This is a genomic window from Quadrisphaera sp. KR29 (assembly GCF_052644995.1).
The window spans coordinates 104,172-122,251 of sequence record NZ_JBQXXG010000013.1; the positions used below are offsets into that span (position 1 = coordinate 104,172).

The window sequence follows — 18,080 nt, forward strand, 5'->3', positions numbered from 1 at the left end:
GACCGTCCTTGAGAGTCTTCGTCGACGCCCTTCCGTGGGCGCCGCCACCTGCTCCATCGGCGCTGGCGCGCCTCCGGTGAGGGGTCCGGGTGGCGGTGGCGGCGGCGCCGCTCACCGCCACCCGGACGGGCGCGTCAGCGCTTGAGGTTGACGAGCTCCTCGAGCATCGAGTCCGAGGTGGTGATGACGCGGCTGTTCGCCTGGAAGCCGCGCTGGGACACGATGAGGTTGGTGAACTCCTGCGCCAGGTCGACGTTGGACATCTCCAGGGCGCCGGAGACCAGGGAGCCGTGGGCGCCGTCGCCGGCCACGCCGACGTTCGGCAGGCCCGAGTTGGAGGTCGCCTGGTAGGTGGAGCCGCCCTGCTTGTCCAGGCCGGCCGGGTTGTCGAAGGTCGCGACGGCGATGCGGCCGAGCTCCTGGGAGCGGCCGTTGTCGAAGGCGCCGACGATGGCGCCGTCGGGGCCGACCTTCCAGCTGACGAGAGCCCCCGCGGTGTAGCCGTCCTGGCTGGAGACCGTCACGTCCGACATCGAGATGTCGCTGCGTGCGGCGACCGAGATCTTCGACAGGTCGACGACAGGCTGCGGAGCGAAGTCGACCCCGTCGGCCCCGAGGAAGCCGACCAGCTCGAGCTTCTCCCCGGCGCGCAGCTCACCCACGCCGCCGGCCATCGCGGCACCCGTGCCGTCGAAGGTGACGTCACCCACCGGGTTGCCGTTCTGGGACAGCTCCATCGTCCAGCTGCCGATCAGGCCCGAGTTGCTGCTGGGGTCGGCGAGGTTGGGAGTGATCTTGACGTCCAGCGGGACGCTGACGCCGTTCGCGTCGATGATCTTGTAGGTGAACGACTGGATGAAGTCGCTCTTCTTCTCATAGGTGCCCGGCGTGGTCGTCGACTCGACGACGTCCACGGTGTTGTCCAGCCGGCCGGACATCGTCAGGTTGTGCGTCGCGTACGCCGGGATCGTCTGGCTCGTCGGGATCGAGATGTTGCCCGGCGTCCCGGCGGAGTTCGTCACCCCCGTCGGGTCGGCCATCCAGCCCTGGACCTTGGCGCCGCCCAGGCTCACCAGCGTCCCGGTGCCGTCGACGTTGAAGGCGCCGTTGCGGGTGTACTGCATCGCACCGTTGTTGTTCAGCACGAAGAAGCCGTCGCCGTCGATCAGCATGTCGCTGTTGCGCCCGGTCGACTGGGTCGCACCCTGCGTGAAGTTGGTCGTGATGCCGGCGACGCGGACGCCGAGGCCGACCTGGGCGGGGTTCTGGCCGCCCTTCGCGCCCGCGGCCGCAGCGGCGTTGCTCAGCGTCTGCGAGAGCGTGTCCTCGAAGACGGTGTTCGAGGCCTTGTAGCCGGTGGTGTTGACGTTGGCGATGTTGTTGCCGGTGACGTCCATCATGGTCTGCATCGAGCGCATGCCGCTGATGCCGGTGTACAGGGAACGGAGCACAGGGTCCTCCTGGGAAGGGGCGCGCAGCGGAGTGCTGTCGCGGTGCCGTGTGCCGTCCGTGGCCATGGGGCGTTCCGTCGGGGTGCGACCTCGCGGCCGCGTCTTCAGTTGTTGTTGGGTTGTGGGTCGGGGAGCGCGTCAGCTGGACGCGGGCGCCGTCGTCGTGCTCGACGAGGCGGTGGAGGAGCTCACGGCCGGGGCCGCCTTGGTGATGCCGGAGACGGAGTCGAGGTTCACCGCGGCGCCGCCGATGGCCAGGACCGGCGTGCCCTTGGCGAAGGAGGCGGCGGTCACGACGCCGGACTGGGCCTTGCCCAGGTCGTCGGTGTAGGTGACCGTCTGGCCGACCATGCCGGAGGCGCTCACGCGCATCTGCAGGGCGAACTGCTCCTGCTGGACCTCGATCATCTCCTGCATCGTCTGCGTGGACGACAGGGTGGCCGTCTGCTGCATGATCGCGTTGGAGTCCATCGGGGAGCTCGGGTCCTGGTTCTGCAGCTGCTTGATGAGCAGCTGCAGGAAGTCCTCGTTCTTGAGGTTGGACTTGTCCTCGGAGACCCGGCTGCCGGACTGGAAGGCGTAGCGGGTCGCCGTCGTCGCAGTGGTGCCGATGGCGTCAGCCACACGTACCTCCTGGGATGGCGGTGGAGCTCGGTGAGCTCACGGGGTGGGGAGCGCTGGTGCGCCCCTCATGCGAGGACATCGACACGTCCGGGCCCGACCTTGAGCCGGGCCGGGGCGAGGTCGACCACGCGCTCGCCGTCGTCCACGCGGCCGGCCGAGCGGGCGCTGAACCAGCTGTGCGGGGCGCGGTCCTGCCCCTGCCGGGAGGCCGCGCCACTGCCGAGGCTGACGTCGAGGGAGGCGCCGGAGCCGGTGGCGGCGAGGTCCTTGCGCAGGTCGTCCAGCGACGCCTGGAGCGCGTCGCGGGCGGCGGGGCTGGCGCCGACCAGCTCGATGCGGGTGCCCTCGGGGCGGATGTGCGCGACCACGGTGACCGACCCGATCGCCTCCGGCTTCACCTCGAGGGTGAGGCGGTGGGTTCCCGCGCTGCGGCCGGCCAGCGCGACGAGCCGCGGCGACAGCTGGGCAGCGACGTGGGCGGGCTGGGCGACGAGCACCGGCGGGGCCACCGGAGCCGCCGGGGTGGCCGAGGTGACGGGCGGCGGCGGGTTCTGGGTGCTCGGCGCGACGACCGGCGCGGTCGGAGTGGGCGAGGCGGGCGACGGCGCGTCGGTGGCTGGCGCAGCGCCCGCGGTCACGACGCCCGAGTCGGGCGCGGTGAGCGGTGGAGGACCGGCGGGCACCGGCGGGAGGGTGGGGGTGGACGGGTCCGCGACAGGGGTCTGCCGATCGGCGGTGGCTGCGCGGAGGTGAGGGGCGCCGGCCAGCGGCGCAGCAGCGGCGACCGCTCCCCCATCCGTCAACTGATCGGTCTGTCCCTGGCGATGCTCGACCTGCTGGCCGAGTCGCTGATCGGGCCGCTCGGCCTGCTGGCCGACCCGCCGACCGGGCTCCTCGGCCTTCTGGCCGACTCGCTGACCGGGCTGATCGGTCTGCTGGCCGACTCGTCGACCCGGCTGCTCGGCCTGCTGGCCGACTCGCCGACCGGGCGGGTCGTTCTGGTCGCTCCGCTGCTCGGTGAGTGCTTCGCTCGGCTCCTCTCCGGGAGCCGTGACACCGCTGGTGGGCGCGGAGGAGGCCGCGGGAGCACCCTCGACGCCGGTCACGGGCGGGAGCTCAGCCGCAGATGCGGAGGTGCTGACGGTCTGCTGGACCGGAGCGACCATGGCCGCGAGCGCCTGGGAGGCGAGCGTCGTGCTCGCTGCCGTGGCGTGCTGGGCGGCGTCGTCATCACCCGACTCCGACGCTGGGGGCGCCGACGTGCCGCTGTCCGCGACTGCCCCCTCCGCACTTTCCGCGGCGAGTGCGGAGGGGGCCGGGTCGGGAAGCGCACTTCCCGCGGCAGGTGCGGAAAGGGCCGGGTCGGGAAGCGCACTTCCCGGGGAGGGTGCGGGAGAGAGGGCGACGGCGGAGGGGGTGGCCGCCGCGACCGGGAGGACGACGGTGGAGAGCACGTCGACGACGGGCGGAGCGGTCTCGTCGGTGCCCGGGGCAGCGGGCACTGGCGCTGTCGCGGTGGCGGGCGCGGTGGAGGCATCCGCGTCACCGGCCTGCTGGCGGGCGAGCACGTCGGCGAAGCCTCCGTCGCCGTCCTGCTCGGTCGGTGCTGCGGGGGCGGCCGGGGCGGCGACGGGCACGAGGCTGGCTGCGGTGACGTTCAGGGGCATCGGGTGCTCCGGGGCATCGGGGGGTGCAGCGGACGGGGGACGCGGTGCTGGGAGTGCGGAGGAGCGGTGCGGTGCGGGGCGGGTCAGGCACCCGGCATGGCCGCGGCGACCTTGCGCACGTAGGCCTGGGTCTCCGCGAACGGCGGCACGCCGCCGTACTTGGTGACGTTGCCCGGGCCGGCGTTGTACGCGGCGAGCGCAAGCGGCAGCGAGCCGAACCTGTCGAGGTGCTGGGCCAGCAGACGTGCGGCGCCGTCGACGGCCTGGGCCGGGTCGTGCGCGTCCACGCCGAGCTCGCGGGCAGTGCCCGGCATGAGCTGCATGAGGCCGCGGGCGCCGGCGGGGCTGACGGCGCTGGGGTCGTAGCTCGACTCGGTCTTCGCCACGGCGGAGAGGAGGCCGTCGGGCAGGTCGTAGCGCGCCTCGGCGGCGTCGAACAGGCCCTGGTAGGCGGCGGCGCCCGTGGCGCCGGAGGCACTGCTCGGGCCCAGCACGGAGGAGCGCAGCACGGCGCTCAGCGGCCCGGCTCCCGCGCCGCTGGAGGCGTCCGTCGTCATGCGGCGGATGGTCATCGGCGTCTCCCAGACCTTGGAGACCTTGACGACGTCGCCGGCCTTGGGGGCGTGGATCATCTGCCCCTCACCGACGTAGATGCCGATGTGCGAGCCACCCTCGAGCACCACGAGGTCACCGGGCTGCGCCTGCGCCAGGGACGGCACCTCGGTGCCGACCTTCGCCTGCTGGGCGGCGGTGCGGGGCAGCGTGATGCCGTTCTCCCGCATCACGAGCTGGGTGAACCCGGAGCAGTCCAGGCCCTTCTCGGGATCGGTGCCGCCCCAGACGTAGGGCACGCCGAGGTACTTCTTCGCGTCGGTGACGATCGCCTCTCCGCTGCCGCCCGCCGATGACGGTGCCTGCCCGTCCAGCTGCGACTGCGCCAGCGCCAGCGTGCCCGCGAAGGTGGTGCTCGTCGTGGCCGTCCCGCTCGCGCCCAGCGGGCTCCCGGTGAGGGCGGCGATGCGCTGCTGCAACGAGCTGATGCGCGACTGCACCTGCGCGATGGCCGCCTGGGCCGGGGCGGGGGCTCCCGTGACGGCCGTCATGCGCCGCCGCCGGACGGTTCGTTCCCTCTCACGGAGTAGTCATCGGCAGGAACGGCCTCGGAGTCGAGCCCAGAGCCCAGCCCGAGGTGCGCCGGCCCCTGCACGCCGGTGGTGCGCCCGCGAGCGCGGCCGGCGTGCTCGTCGATGACGGCCTGGTCGGCCTTGAGGTCGGCGGCCCGCTGCGCCTGCTCGTGGCGGTCGGCGAGGCGCTGCAGCCCCTTGGCCCGGCCCTCCGCGGCGGTGTAGGCGGCCTGCGCGGCGCGGGCGGCGGCCTCGGCCTCCTCCAGGGCGGCGAGCGCGTCCTGGTAGCGCGCGCTGCTGGCGCTGCGGGCGGCGACCGCGGCGGCGAAGCTCTCGGGGCTGCCGTGGTCGGCGAAGCTCTGGGCCGCGGCCTCCTCGAGCACGTCCTCGGAGCAGGTGCGCGCGGCGACGGTGCGCGCGGCAGCGGCGCCGGCCGCAGCGGCGGCGATGTCGCGCTGCAGGTGGCGCACGCGCAGCACCTGCTCCAGGCGGAACCTGCGGCTCACCGCCGTCTCCTCTCCGTGGTCCGTGCGGGCTGGTGGGTGGTCGGCGCGCTCAGGCGCCGGCGACCGGGTGGCGCGCCACGACGTCGGCCAGGGCGTCCCAGGCGTCCTGGGGGGAGGTGCGGTCCTCGACGTCCTGGCGCAGGAAGGCGTCGATGTCGGCGCGCGCGCCGATGGCGGCGTCGGTCAGCGGGTTGGTGCCGGGCACGTACGCGCCGACGTCCACGAGGTCCTGCGCCTCGCGGCGCGCGGCCATGAGGCGCCGCACGTGCGTGGCCAGGCCGCGCTGCTCGCGGGTGGTGACGCGGGAGGCGACGCGCGAGACCGACCCGAGCACGTCGATGCTGGGGAAGTGCCCGGCCGTGGCCAGCTCCCTGTCGAGCACCACGTGCCCGTCCAGGATGGAGCGCGCGGCGTCGGCGATGGGCTCGTTGTGGTCGTCGCCGTCCACCAGCACCGTGTAGATGCCGGTGATGGAGCCGGTGGCGCCGGTGCCGGCGCGCTCGAGCAGGCGGGGCAGCAGCGCGAAGGTGCTCGGCGGGTAGCCGCGGGTGGCGGGGGGCTCCCCCACCGACAGGCCGATCTCCCGCTGGGCCATGCAGAAGCGGGTGAGGCTGTCCATCATCAGCAGCGCGTCCATGCCCAGGTCGCGGAAGTGCTCGGCGATGGTGGTGGCCACCATCGCCGCGCGCAGGCGCACCAGCGGCGGCTGGTCGGAGGTGGCGACGACGACGACGGAGCGCGCCAGGCCCTCCGGGCCGAGGTCGTCCTCGATGAACTCGCGGACCTCGCGGCCGCGCTCGCCGATGAGGGCGATGACGTTGACGTCGGCCTGCGTGCCGCGCGCCATCATCGACAGCAGCGTGGACTTGCCGACGCCGGAGCCGGCGAACAGGCCGATGCGCTGGCCGCGCCCGACCGGGGTCATGGCGTCCAGGGCGCGCACGCCGGTGCCCATGGCCGTGTCGATGCGCTCGCGCTTGATGGGGTCCGGCGCGGGGTTGTCGATCGGCACCCAGGCGGTGGCGCGCGCCTTGCCGAGCCCGTCGATCGGGCGGCCGAGGCCGTCGAGCACGCGGCCCAGGAGGCCGATGCCGACCGGCACGCGCTGGCTGCGGCCGAGGGCGAGCACCGGCTGCCCGGCGCGCAGGCCCTGGCCGACCGGCGGCGTGCCCAGCGGCATGCAGGTGACGTGGTCGGGCGCGACCGCGACGACCTCGGCGTCGATGCCCTGGCCGGTGGTGGTGAGGTCGCCGGTGAGGATGCGCACGATGTCACCGACGGGCGCGCGCAGGCCCGCCGCCTCGATGGTCAGGCCCACCACGCGGCGGACCGTGCCGGTGACCTGCGGGGCGCCCGCGGCGGCGGCGCGGCGCAGGATGGCCGGCAGCGCGACGCCGGGGACGCCGGCGGCAGCTGCGGCGGCCGGGTCGCGCGGCGTCATGTGGTCCAGGGCGGTCATGCGCGGGCCTCCTGCGCGGGGCGGGCGGCACCGCGCATCTGCCCGCGGATGCGGGCCAGGGCGGTGTCGGTGCGGGCGTCGACCAGGCCGCCGGGGAACTCGGCGAAGGCGTCGCCCGGCGCCAGGCGGGGGTCGGGCAGCACGGTGACCTGCCCGTCGGCGAGGGCGAGCAGGCCCTCGGTGGCGTGCATCTCCTCGACCACCGCGAGGTCGTCGGGGTTGAGCCTGACGGTGATGTCGGCGTGGGTGGGGGCGGCGTCGAGCGCGCGGCGCAGCGCGGTGAGGCCGCGCATCCCGTCGTCGGCGATCTCCCGGCCGATGACCACCTCGGCGAGGTCGACCACGGCGATGGCGACGGCGTCGGCGACGGCGTCCAGCTGGGGGGTGGTGCGGGCGCGCAGCTCGTCGGCAGCGGCCCCTAGGGAGGCGATGGCCTGCACCACCTGGGCGCGCAGCGCCTCGCGCTCGGCGGCGGCGCGGGCCTGCAGCGCGGCGATGACGCGCCGCTCCTCCTCCGCGGCGGCGGCGACGCCCTGGGCCCAGCCCGCGGCGTAGCCGGAGGCCTGGGAGGCGTGCGCGACGTCGTGAGAGGCGAAGGCGGCGGCGGTGGCGGAGGAGTCCACCCCGGCGCGGCTGCTCGGCAGCGGGGTGAAGACCGCCGCCGAGCTGGCCGGGGGCCTAGGCGACGTACTCATCGTCGGACTCCCTCTGGATGGTGATCTGGCCGGACTCCTCCAGCTGGCGGATCGCGGCCACCACCGCGGAGCGGCCCTCCTCGGCCTGGGAGAGGCGGACGGCGCCCATGAGCTCCATCTCCTCGAGCAGGTTCTCCTTGGCCCGGGCGGAGACGTTGTTGAGGATCTTGTCGCGCAGGTCGTCGCGGGCGCCCTTGAGCGCCACCGCCAGCGTGCCGGCGTCGACCTCGCGCAGCACCAGCTGCATCGCCTTGTCCTCCAGGGACAGGATGTCCTCGAAGGTGAACATGGACGCGCGCACCTGGTCGGCCAGCACCGGGTCGCGCTTGGCGAGCTCCTCCAGCAGCTGCTTCGCGGTGCCGGGGTCGGCGCGGTTGATGATCTCCACGAGGGGCTGGACGCCGCCGACGGCCTCGTCGACCTGCGCGGTGAGCACGGCACCGGCCTTGCGGCGGATCGACTCCGCGACGATGCCGATGACGTCCGGCGAGGTGCGCTCCATGGTGGCGATGCGCTGGGCGACGTCGGCCTGCACGGCGGCGGGCAGGGTCGCCATCACCCCGGAGGCCTGGTGGGCCTTGAGGTGGGCCATCACCAGCGCGATGGTCTGCGGCGTCTCCCCCTGCAGGAAGGACACCATCTGGCGGGTGTCGGCCTCCTCCAGGAAGAGGAAGGGCTGCTTCTCATCACCGCTCCTGAGGCGGTCCATCATCTCCCCGGCGGCCTCCTTGCCCAGGGAGGCCTCGAGCATCGCCTTGGCGAAGCCGGGACCGCCCTGGCCGAGGGCCGCCGGACCCACCAGCTCGCTGAAGCCCGCGATGAGCACCTCGTCGGCCAGCTCGGGGTCGACCTCGCCGAGGCGCATGAGCTCGGCGCTGACGAGCTCGACCTCCTCGGCGTCGAGCTGGGACATGAGGAGCGCGGAGCGCTCGGGACCGAGCTGCACGAGCAGCACGGCCGCCTTCTGCGGGCCGGTGAGGCTCGCGACGGAGCGCAGGGCGAGGCCGGTGGGCATCGTGGGTCAGCCCTTCTTGGAGGCGGCGAGCCAGCCGCGGAGCAGGTTGGCGACCTCGGCAGGCTGGGTGTCGACCAGCTGGCCGAACTCCTGGCGTCGCAGGGCCTCGGGCTCCGGCTCCGGCGCCACGAGCAGGTGGGAGTCGTCGGCGGCCGGGGCCAGCGCGGTCATCGGCGCGGGCGGGCCGGCCGGACCCTCGGGGTAGAGGCGCTCGAGCTCGCCGAGGTCGACGGCCTCGCGCTTGTTCTTCTTCACGGCCCGGCGCCAGGCGATGAGCAGCACGATGGCCAGGAGCAGCACGCCCAGGGCGATGGCGCCCTGCTTGATGAGGGCCCACTGCTGCTCGCTCTTCTCGGCGGCCTTCGCAGCGGCGAGGTCCTTGGCGGCGGCGTCAGCGGCGGAGGTGTCGAAGGTGGCCGGGGTGATGACCACCTGGTCACCGCGCGCCTGGTCGAAGCCCGCCGCCGCGGCCACGGTCTGCTGCAGGTTCTGCTGCCCGATGCCGGCCAGCGCGGTCGGGTCGACCATGACGGCGACGGACAGCCGCTGGACGGCGCCGGGGGCCACCACGGTGTTGTCCACCACGGTGTTGTTGGCGTTGTCCTGGGTGTTCTCCTTCTTGGAGTACCCCCCGGCGCCGGTGGTGGTGCCGGCGCCCGCCGCCGGGTCGGTGCCGTCCACCCCGAGGACGCCGTTGGCGCCCAGGGCGCCGCCGACGCCGGCGGTCCCGCCGTTGTAGACCTCCTCTTTGGTGGTCTGCGAGCTGGGCAGCGCACCGCTGGGGGTGTACGTCGTCGAGATCCGGTTGGTCTTGTCGAAGTTCAGCGTGGCGTTGACCGAGGCGATCGCCTTGCCGGGCCCGAGGGTCTTGTCGAGCATCGCCTGGATCGTCGACTGGGTCTTGGTCTCGTAGGCGGCGGTCTGCTCGTCGCCCTGGCCGACGGCGCCCTGGCCGGCTGCGGAGAGCAGCTCGCCCTTGGCGTCGGAGACCGTGACCTGCATCGGGTCGAGGTTGGGCACCGAGGAGGAGACCAGCTGGATGATCGAGTTGACCTGGTCGTCGGTGGCCTTGCTGATGCCGGTGTCGATGAGCACCGAGGCCTTGGTGGGCTCCTTGGTCTCGGTGAAGACGGTGTCCTCCGGCACGGCCAGGTGCACGACGGCCGACTGCACCCCGTCCAGCTGCTCGATGGTGGTGGCCAGGTCGCCCTCGACGGCGCGCTGGTAGGTCACCTTCTGCTGGAACTGGGTGGCGGTGATGCCCTGCTCGTCGAGCAGCGCGAAGCCGCTCTTCTGCTTGGGCAGGCCCGCGGCCGCGATGGTCATCTTGGCGGTCGAGGCCTGCGCGGCGGGCACGCTGACCGCACCGCCGGAGTACTCGCTGGTGATGCCGGCGCCGGACAGCGCCGCGGTGATGTCGGCGGCGTCGGCGTCGGAGACGCCGCTGGAGACCGGCACCATGTCGGGCTTGGAGGCGTAGGCGTAGAACGCCGAGCCGCCCAGGAGCAGGACGCCGATGCCGATGACGGCGAGCACCTTCTGGCCCAGGGACATGCCGTTGGCCTGGGCGCCCAGCTTCTTGAGCTGGGCCATCAGCTGCGGGGGCATCAGAACTGCATCCTCATGATCTCGGAGAACGCCTCGAGGGCCTTGTTGCGCAGCGCCACGGTCACCTGGGTCGCCATGCTCGCCTCGGCGGCGGCGACGGTGTAGTCGTGGACGTCGTTGAGGTCACCGGTGGCGGCCTGGACGGCGAGGGCGCTGCTCTTGGACTGCAGCGCCTGGACGCCCTCCAGGCTGGAGGCCAGCGTCGCGGCGAAGCCGGTGGATCCGGTGGAGGTGGTGCGCGACGCGCCGGTGAGCGCCTGCGCCGCCGCCGCGAGGGCGTCGGTGCCGGAGGTGCTCTCGGTGCCGCCGGCGCCTGCTGCGCCAGCGGCACCGCCCTTCAGGAGGGCGGCGTACTGCTCGAGCGCGGAGCTTCCGCCGGCGCCGAGCGGGAGGATGCCGGCCACGTCACTTCGCTCCGATGTTGATGGCTGCCTCGTAGGAGGCGCGAGCGCGCTCGACGACGGCGGCGTTGGCCTGGTAGGCGCGCTGGCTGATGATCAGCTGGCCCATCTGGCTGTTCATGTCGATGTCGGGCATCTTCACGTAGCCGTCCTCGTCAGCCAGGACGTGCGTCGGGTCGTAGACGAGCCGGCCCTGGCCGCTGCCTAAGGCGACGCCGGCCACCTGGACGCCGCCGGCGCTGCTGCCGGCGTGGTCGGTGCCGTAGTCCTTGGCCTGGGCGATGACGAAGCGCTGCCGGAAGGAGTCCTCGTCGGTGCGCGAGACGTTGTTGATGTTGGCGATGTTGTCGCCGACGGCGTCCATCCACTTGCGGGCCAGCGTCATGCCGGACCCGGAGGCCTTGAGGGCGTCGAAGAGGCTCATGGCGGCGCTCAGCTCGTCTTCAGCACGGCGGCGACGGTGGAGAACTTGCCGCTCATCGCCTGCGAGACCAGCTGGTAGCGCAGCTGGGTGTCGAGGTTGGAGAGCGTCTCGGTGTCGAGGTCGACGTTGTTGCCGTCCTCGCGGGTGGGGGCTGTCATGTCGCGCGACTCGGTGGTCGCGGCGACGCCGCTGCCGCCGTCCACGGCCTGGCGCAGGGCGGACTCGAAGTCGACGCGGGCTGCCAGGTAGTGGGGGGTGTTGATGTTGGCGATGTTGTCCGCGGTGGCGCGCTGGCGTGAGGCAAGCCCGTCCAGGGCCGAGCGCAGCGCGGCGGAGCTGACGGAGTCGAACACGTGGGCCTCCCACGAGGGCGGGCTGCCGGGCAGTCCCGCGAGGGTGTGGCCGTGTCCGTGGCCGCTGGGTGAGCGATCCGTCGCTCAGAGGAGTCTTCGGCAGACCGGGTGACGTCCTTGAGCCCGAGCGGGTGACGAGTCGGGGCGGTCCCTCAGGTCCGTGTCGGCCGGCTCAGGAGGTGAGCATGGCCGAGAGGCCCGCGGCCTCGGACAGGGCGCGCGCGTAGGCGCGGCCCGCCTCCACCGGGGAGGGCGCGTCGGCGGGCGGCGGCGCCGTGGGGCTGGCCTCGGTGCTGAGCACCGCGGCCAGCGCGCTGCCCACCGGGCCCTGGAACTCGGTGAGGGCACCGCGCAGGGCCGGCGGCACGTTGACGGTGGCGAGCAGCTCGTCCAGCGGCAGGCCCATGGCCTCGGCGGCGCCGGAGAGCAGGCCGGCGGTGTAGGCCTCCTGCGACCTGTCGGCCGCGAGGCGGGCGACGGCGCCGGCGCGGGCGAGCACGAAGGTCAGCGCCGCGCGGCCCTGCCCCCGGCCGTCGCCGCTGGAGGCGCCGACCACGGTGAGCGCCGCCCAGGAGGAGAGCGTGCGGCGGCCGACCAGCACGAGGGCCTGGCCGACCGAGCTCACCGGGGAGCGGGTGGCGACGGCCGAGGAGCTGGCCAGGCGCAGCACGCGGAAGCTCAGGGCCGGGTCGGCCAGGACGAGGTGCTCGATCTCCGCCGTCGGGGTGTCGGGGTCGCCGAGGGCGACGAGCAGGCGCAGCGCCGAGAGGCGCGCAGGGCTCATCGACGCGCTCTCGTGCACCACCGGGCGCTGGACCCAGTAGCCCTGGAACAGGTCGGCGCCGAGGGCGCGGCAGCGCTGGAAGTCCTCCAGGCTCTCCACGCGCTCGACGACGATGAGCGCGGCCGGGTTGTGCTCGCGCACCAGCGCGATGAGCTGCTCGACGTGGTCGAACCGGTCCACCAGGCGGCCGTCGGCCTCGACGAGGGCCTCGTCGGCGGGCGGCAGGACCAGCTTGACGAAGTGCGCCAGCGGTAGCGTCGGCAGTCGGTGGGGCTCGCCCTCGAAGTCGTCGACGGCGAGGGAGAAGCCGCGGTCGCGCAGCCGGTGGACCCCGGCCATGACCTCCTCGTCGACGAGGATCTCCTCGGTCAGCTCCAGGACGACGTCCTCGAGCCCGGGGGCCAGCGGCAGCTCACCGACGACGAAGGCGCGGGTGAGGTTGACGAAGAAGCGCGACCCGGTGGAGAGGGTGCGGTCGCCGAAGTCGCCCAGGACGGCCGTCAGCACCTGCGAGGTCGCCGCGTCGTGCTCCGCCTGCCCGCGCAGGTTCGCCGCGTCAGCGCCACCGGCGCGGAACAGCAGCTCGTAGCCGACGAGGTCGAGCGCGCGGTCCACGATGGCCTGGCGGCCGACGCGGACGGGGGTGCTGAGCGGCACGGGGCTAGACCGCCCTGTCGACGTACACCGGGGGTGGTGCGGTGCCGAGGTCGAGGCGGCCGTGCAGCTGGCTCGCGCGGCGCTGCTGGCGGCGCAGGCCGGCCATGGCGCGCTCGACGCGGGCGGTCAGCTCCTGGTGGCGCGCCAGCAGAGCGGCGGCGCGCGGGGCGAGCTCGGCGGGCAGCGGCACGGCGGGAGCCTGCCACGTCGGGCGCACCTCGGGGACGACGTCGACCGCGGTCTCCAGGAAGAGAGCGCGCTCGGTCTCAGCGAGGTCCACCTCGAGGGCGTCCAGGGAGGCGGCCCAGAGCGCTCGTTGGCCGTGGCCGCTCACGCGGTACCTCCGAGCTGAGCCCCGGTGCTGCTGGAAGAGGCACCGTTGACGGCCTGGCGCCAGGTCTCGGCGAGCGGCTCCAGCAGGCGACGAGCGGAGGCGGTACGAGCGGCGTCACGGCTGACGTTGGCCGCGACCAGCTCTCGGCGCAGCCAGGAGTAGAGCGACTGGAGCTTCTCGCCACCGGGCCAGGCGTCGGTGTCCAGCGCCCGTGACAGTTCCGAGACGATGCTCTGACCGTGGAGGAGGTGGCGGTTCGCCTCTTCCCACCGCTCCGCTCGCTGGGCGGTCTCTGCCCGCTTCAGGTCGAGCACGCAGCGGTCGTAGAGCATCACGAGCAGCGTCTGGGGAGATGCGGCAGCCACACCGTCCGAGACGAAGCGAGCGCGGCGAGCGGCCAGTCCTGTGGTCACTGTCATTCCTCCGTCGCGGGTCAGTTCGTGTTCGGGCTGAGCGATGCCAGGGCAGAGGTGAGAGCGTCGGACTGGCTCTTGACCTTCTGCAACGCCGTCTCGAGCGCTGCGTACTGTGCGGTGAGCCGGGCTTGCCTCGCGTCCAGCCGCACGTCCCAGTCGGCGATGCGGTCGGTCAGCGTGGTGACCGACTTCTTGCTGCCGCTGATGTAGTTCGTCACTGAACCGCGGGTCGCGTCGCTGGCCCCCTTGCCGATCTCCTGGACCGCTGCGGCGAAGTCGGTCAGCGCCTTCTTGGCTGCGGCCGGGTTGGAGTCGTAGAGGGATTGGAACTGGGTCGCGTCGAAGGAGACGCTGCCGTCGCGCGTGACCTGGAGGCCCGCCTGGACCGAGGAGGAGCTGCGGCTGACGCTGTCCAGGAGGCTGGACGAGAGCGTGCGGAAGGCTGCCTCGCCGCGGAGGAGTCCTCCCGAGCTCGAGGAGGGGGTGACTCCCGCCGCCAGGGCCTTGGTGTGGAAGGCGAGGTCGGAGATGACGGTGTTCATGGACCCGACGAAGGCTGAGACCTTCGCAGCGATGCTCGAGGAGGAGACGGCGGTGGATATCGTCACGAGCCCGGTGTCGTTGGCCGCCGCACCTGCTTGCAGCGTCACGTCGACCCCTGGGATGAGTCCCTTGAAGGTGTCGGTGCTGCTGGCGATGACCTCGCCCGTGCCGAGGTCGAGTTCTGCGTTCCGTCCCTCGGACAGCTGGACAGCGCCCATGCCAGACGGGTCGTCCGCGTCGTAGCGCAGCGAGAAGGCGTTGGTGCTGCCGGTCGACTTGGCCGTGATGATGACGCGCTGCTGACCGCTCACGTCGTCGCTGACCACGCGAGCGACGACTCCAGCCCCGTCGACGGCGTTGATGGCCGCGGCCACGTCCACGGGGGCCCCGCTCTTCGCCGTGACGTCGAAGGTTGAACCGCGCGCGAGGAGCTGGAACTGCACCCCGTCCTGACTCGGGTCGCCGTCACTGGTCAAGGACCCGAGCGAGACGCTCGCCGCTTGGGCCCGCTGCCGCACGGTGAAGGAGATCGTGCTCTCCTCGGGCAGGCCCGTGGTGGTGGCCGTCACACGGGGGCTCGAGGAGGTCGCGGCAGCTTGGGAGAAGACCCGGCCTGCGGCCAGGTCGGCAGCCAGCGACGCCATGGACGCCGCCTTCGTGTTGATGGCCTGCGCCGCGGTCACCTGCCCGTTGGTCGCGCTGAGCTGCTGCTTCAACAGCACCTGGGGCTTCGCGGCCACGGCCATGAGCTGGCTGATGAGGTCCTTCGTGTTCAGCCCGGACACGAGGCCGCCTATTGATGACATGGACGTGGCCACGGGAGGGTCCTCCGGTCAGGTGCGACGTGCGCGGTCGTGGACAGCGGGCTGCCGCCCCAGGGCGGATGCACCTGGGGCGGCAGCCAGTGGGGTGCTGGGGTCAGCCCTGCAGCAGCGACAGCACGGACTGAGGCAGGTTCTTGGCCTGCGCCAGCATCGCGCTGCCGGCCTGCTGGAGGATCTGCGTGCTCGTGAACTTGACCATCTCGGACGCCATGTCGGTGTCGCGGATGCGGCTCTCCGACGCGGTGAGGTTCTCGATGGAGACCTGCAGGTTGTTCACGGTGTGCTCGAAGCGGTTCTGGTAGGCACCGAGGTTGGCGCGCTGGGTGGACACCGTCTTGATGGCGGCGTCCAGCGCGGAGATCGCGGCGTTGGCGTTTCCGCCGGTGGCCGCGAGGCTGATGGAGCCCAGACCGAGGCCAGCAGCGCTCATCGTGGCCGTGATCGAGACCTTGATGACCTCGCCGACGTTGGCCCCCACCTGGAAGGTGCCGCCGTAAGAGCCGTTGAGCAGCGCCGTGCCGTTGAACTTGGTGCTGTCCGCGATGCGGGTCAGCTCCTCCTTCAGCTGAGTGACCTCGGTGTTGATGTTGTCCTTCGCGTCGTCGGACAGCGAGCCCGAGTTCGCCGCCTGGACGGCCAGCGTCCGCATGCGCTGCAGGATGGAGGTCGTCTCGTTGAGAGCACCCTCAGCGGTCTGCACGACGGAGATGCCGTCCTGGGCGTTGCGCACGGCCTGGTTCAGACCGTTGACCTGCGAGCGCAGACCCTCGGAGATCGCCAGACCCGCGGCGTCGTCCGCAGCGCGGTTGATGCGGAAACCGCTCGACAGCTTCTCGAGGCTCTTCGAGAGGGTGCCCTGGGTGGAGCTCAGGTTGCGGTAGGTGTTGTACGCCGCGGAGTTGTTCACGACAGACATGGACATGGTGGTTCCTCCGTGAGACTGGTGGGTGGTGCGAAAGCCCGTCCATGGGCTGACACCAGGTCCATCGGCCGTCGGAGCGGCTGCTTGAGGGCTTGGCGCCGATCGGGTGATGGGCCCCCGTTTCAGGTCCTCGCCCGATCGGCCGATGGAGAGGCATGCCCTTCGACCTCACCTCCTTCGACGCCTGCGTCTTCCTGCGGTGCTCCAGCGTCGACGCTGGAGTCCTGCAGCTCGCCCGCCGCGTCCTCCGCACGGTCCCGGAGCAGGTGCGTCTGATCATCGCCTCTGCACGTCCTGCAGTGCTCGAGAGGGCGCTCGCCCAGCGGGTGACCGTCCGCCTGGTCGCGGATGACGCGGGCTTGGAGGTCCTCCTGGCTGCAGAGGCCGCCGCCGGCCGGGCCGTCGTCGTCATGTCCGCGGAGTGGTCGCTGTCTGCTGGCTGGTACGAGGAGCTGCTGCGGAGGGCCCACGACGGAGTCGTCACCCGAGTGGTCAGCGGTGCCTCGGAGATGCGTCTGCTGCCGCCGGGGGCGCGGGGCGCTGCGGTGGTCCTGGGCGCTCCTCTGAGCAGGGCTCACCAGCGCACGCCCGGCGGCCGGAGCAAGGACGTCACTCAGCGGACGCTCTCCGCCGTCCTCATCGTCAAGGACGAGCAGGACACGCTGCCGGCGAGCTTGGCAGCCCTGGTCGGGGTCGTTGACGAAGTCGTCGTCTACGACACCGGCAGCACCGACGCGACGGTGGACGTGGCCCGTCAGTCAGGCGCGACGGTCATCGAGGGGTACTGGGACGACGACTTCGGCAGTGCTCGCAACCGTGCACTGGAGCACGCGACCGGTGACTGGGTGCTCTCGGTCGACGCCGACGAGGTCCTCGACGGTGACGTTGTAGGGCTGCGGGCGAGCATCGACGCCTGCCGCTCCGCGGGCATGCTCGTCGAGGTCGTCAACGTCACGTGGAACGGCGGAGATGACGGACTCACCTTCCGTGCGCCGCGCCTGTTCCGGCGGCGCGGTGCGCAGTGGTCGGGAGCGCTCCACGAGCAGGTGGTCTCGCTGGACGGCAGTGACCTCGACTGGGCCGCGGTCGTCCCCCCGGTGCGACTGCTCCACAGCGGATACACCGCGGTGGTGGTGCACGAGAAGGACAAGGCCAGCCGCAACGTCGACATCTCGAGGGCGGCTCTCGCTCGGCTCCAACCGGGCGACCCCGCCTACGCCCGGGCCCTCTCCAACCTCGGCCGGAGCCTCGTCTGGGCGGGTGAGCCGGACGAAGGTCTGGCCGCCCTGGAGGAGCTGCTGGCCTCGTCCGCCAATGATGCCTGCATCGTGACGGCATCGCGGGTGGCGCTGCCCCTCCTCCTGCACAAGTCCGCCTGGGCTGACGCCGAGCGCTGGATCCAGGCCGCCCGAGCGAGTGGTGAGAGCCCCGGCACGTGCCTCTTGATGGAGGCATCGGTCCTCGCAGGTCAGGGAGAGCTGCCCGCAGCAGCTGCTCTGCTCGCGGGGCTCGTCAGTGGTGGCGAGGCCGCCGGCGGCGCCGACGTGTGGGGGGTGGCCTTCCCCGGCCACCGAGCCGTCGGCGCCCTGGCGCAGCTCGAGCACGGCCTGGGGAACCACGCCCGAGCTCATGAGCTCCTGCTGCCGCTGCTGACGACGCATGCGGAGCATGTGGACGTCCCTCTTCTCGTGCGGGTGAGCGAGTCACTGCCCGGCGGGCTGCGGCAGGCGGTCGAGGCCTCCGACGAACGCTTCCTGGCGCGGTCCCTGCGCGCGCTCGCCGCGGAAGCACCTCGGCTGTGCCTCGCGTGGTGCGAGGCCTTCGCCGACGCTCGTCCGGGGGACGTCAGGCCCGTGGTCGCCGCGTCGATCGCCGCTCCCCGCGTGGGCTGGGAAGCGGCCCTGCGCTGGACGCTCGTGGCGGGCGAGGCCGGGCTGTCCACGCTGTCGCCGCTGCAGGAGCTGGCGACCGCGGCGGGCGCCCCTCCGATGGAGAGGTGCATGGCGTGGGCGCTCCTCGCGGAGGCGCTCGACGACAGGAGGGCGCTGGGTCAGCTCGTCGCGCTGCTCGAGGCGATGTCCTCAGACCAGGTAGACGAGGTGCTGAGGTCGATGAGCCGGACGACGCCACGGACCCTCGGCCAGCTGGTCGATGCTGCCCGAGGAGCGCAGCCGGTCCACGCCTGACGCGAGTCCCTCCCGTCGTCCGACGAGCAGGCCCCCACCGGTTGCACCGGTGGGGGCCTGCTCGGTAGGGGCCTGCTCGGTAGGGGC

The 18,080-nt window shown here is 72.7% G+C and carries 18 protein-coding genes; 1 reads left to right on the forward strand and 17 read right to left on the reverse strand.

From position 1 onward, the window contains the following. Positions 1–134 precede the first annotated feature (134 nt). The 17 genes from ACUN9U_RS13065 to ACUN9U_RS13145 all read right to left on the reverse strand — a co-directional run bounded on the left by ACUN9U_RS13065 (position 135) and on the right by ACUN9U_RS13145 (position 15,807). Positions 135–1,451: a flagellar hook protein FlgE gene (locus ACUN9U_RS13065; protein WP_445485431.1), complete on the reverse strand. Its 1,317-nt coding sequence runs from the start codon at positions 1,449–1,451 to the stop codon at positions 135–137. 138 nt (positions 1,452–1,589) lie between these two features. After that, positions 1,590–2,075, reverse strand: coding sequence for a flagellar hook assembly protein FlgD (locus tag ACUN9U_RS13070; RefSeq protein WP_445485432.1), 486 nt, complete (start codon positions 2,073–2,075; stop codon positions 1,590–1,592). 65 nt (positions 2,076–2,140) lie between these two features. After that, on the reverse strand, positions 2,141–2,758 hold the full coding sequence (locus tag ACUN9U_RS13075) for a flagellar hook-length control protein FliK (protein ID WP_445485433.1): 618 nt from the start codon (positions 2,756–2,758) through the stop codon (positions 2,141–2,143). A gap of 1,067 nt (positions 2,759–3,825) precedes the next feature. Beyond that, complete coding sequence (locus ACUN9U_RS13080; RefSeq protein ID WP_445485434.1) at positions 3,826–4,845, reverse strand: NlpC/P60 family protein; 1,020 nt, start codon at positions 4,843–4,845, stop codon at positions 3,826–3,828. Continuing rightward, positions 4,842–5,372: a flagellar FliJ family protein gene (locus ACUN9U_RS13085; protein ID WP_445485435.1), complete on the reverse strand. Its 531-nt coding sequence runs from the start codon at positions 5,370–5,372 to the stop codon at positions 4,842–4,844. Before ACUN9U_RS13085 ends, ACUN9U_RS13080 begins: the two co-directional genes overlap by 4 nt. Before the next feature lie 49 nt (positions 5,373–5,421). Continuing rightward, entirely contained in the window at positions 5,422–6,831 is a 1,410-nt protein-coding gene (locus tag ACUN9U_RS13090) for a FliI/YscN family ATPase (protein WP_445485436.1), read from the reverse strand. Beyond that, positions 6,828–7,526 (reverse strand): FliH/SctL family protein, encoded by a 699-nt coding sequence (locus tag ACUN9U_RS13095; protein WP_445485437.1) that lies wholly within the window; start codon positions 7,524–7,526, stop codon positions 6,828–6,830. Before ACUN9U_RS13095 ends, ACUN9U_RS13090 begins: the two co-directional genes overlap by 4 nt. Continuing rightward, complete coding sequence (fliG, locus tag ACUN9U_RS13100) at positions 7,510–8,541, reverse strand: flagellar motor switch protein FliG (protein ID WP_445485438.1); 1,032 nt, start codon at positions 8,539–8,541, stop codon at positions 7,510–7,512. The genes ACUN9U_RS13095 and fliG overlap by 17 nt, the downstream gene beginning before the upstream one ends. A 6-nt stretch (positions 8,542–8,547) precedes the next feature. Next, complete coding sequence (gene fliF, locus ACUN9U_RS13105; RefSeq protein WP_445485439.1) at positions 8,548–10,149, reverse strand: flagellar basal-body MS-ring/collar protein FliF; 1,602 nt, start codon at positions 10,147–10,149, stop codon at positions 8,548–8,550. Continuing rightward, a complete protein-coding gene (fliE, locus tag ACUN9U_RS13110) occupies positions 10,149–10,553 on the reverse strand; it encodes a flagellar hook-basal body complex protein FliE (RefSeq protein WP_445485440.1) in 405 nt (134 codons plus the stop codon). The genes fliF and fliE overlap by 1 nt, the downstream gene beginning before the upstream one ends. 1 nt (position 10,554) lies before the next feature. After that, positions 10,555–10,974 (reverse strand): flagellar basal body rod protein FlgC, encoded by a 420-nt coding sequence (locus ACUN9U_RS13115; RefSeq protein WP_445485441.1) that lies wholly within the window; start codon positions 10,972–10,974, stop codon positions 10,555–10,557. A gap of 8 nt (positions 10,975–10,982) precedes the next feature. Then, positions 10,983–11,327: a flagellar basal body rod protein FlgB gene (locus tag ACUN9U_RS13120; RefSeq protein ID WP_445485442.1), complete on the reverse strand. Its 345-nt coding sequence runs from the start codon at positions 11,325–11,327 to the stop codon at positions 10,983–10,985. A gap of 172 nt (positions 11,328–11,499) precedes the next feature. Next, positions 11,500–12,768 carry an EAL and HDOD domain-containing protein gene (locus ACUN9U_RS13125; RefSeq protein ID WP_445485443.1) on the reverse strand — a complete coding sequence of 423 codons (1,269 nt, stop codon included), beginning with the start codon at positions 12,766–12,768 and terminating at the stop codon, positions 11,500–11,502. 4 nt (positions 12,769–12,772) lie between these two features. Next, entirely contained in the window at positions 12,773–13,102 is a 330-nt protein-coding gene (locus ACUN9U_RS13130; RefSeq protein ID WP_445485444.1) for a hypothetical protein, read from the reverse strand. Then, positions 13,099–13,521, reverse strand: coding sequence for a flagellar export chaperone FliS (fliS, locus tag ACUN9U_RS13135; RefSeq protein WP_445485445.1), 423 nt, complete (start codon positions 13,519–13,521; stop codon positions 13,099–13,101). Before fliS ends, ACUN9U_RS13130 begins: the two co-directional genes overlap by 4 nt. 14 nt (positions 13,522–13,535) lie before the next feature. Next, on the reverse strand, positions 13,536–14,879 hold the full coding sequence (gene fliD, locus ACUN9U_RS13140; RefSeq protein WP_445485446.1) for a flagellar filament capping protein FliD: 1,344 nt from the start codon (positions 14,877–14,879) through the stop codon (positions 13,536–13,538). Positions 14,880–14,979: 100 nt separating this feature from the next. Beyond that, positions 14,980–15,807 carry a flagellin N-terminal helical domain-containing protein gene (locus tag ACUN9U_RS13145; protein ID WP_445485447.1) on the reverse strand — a complete coding sequence of 276 codons (828 nt, stop codon included), beginning with the start codon at positions 15,805–15,807 and terminating at the stop codon, positions 14,980–14,982. Positions 15,808–15,962: 155 nt separating this feature from the next. Here ACUN9U_RS13145 and ACUN9U_RS13150 point away from each other — a divergent pair, with 155 nt between their 5' ends. After that, positions 15,963–17,993: a glycosyltransferase family 2 protein gene (locus tag ACUN9U_RS13150; RefSeq protein WP_445485448.1), complete on the forward strand. Its 2,031-nt coding sequence runs from the start codon at positions 15,963–15,965 to the stop codon at positions 17,991–17,993. The last annotated feature ends 87 nt before the right edge of the window (positions 17,994–18,080 follow it).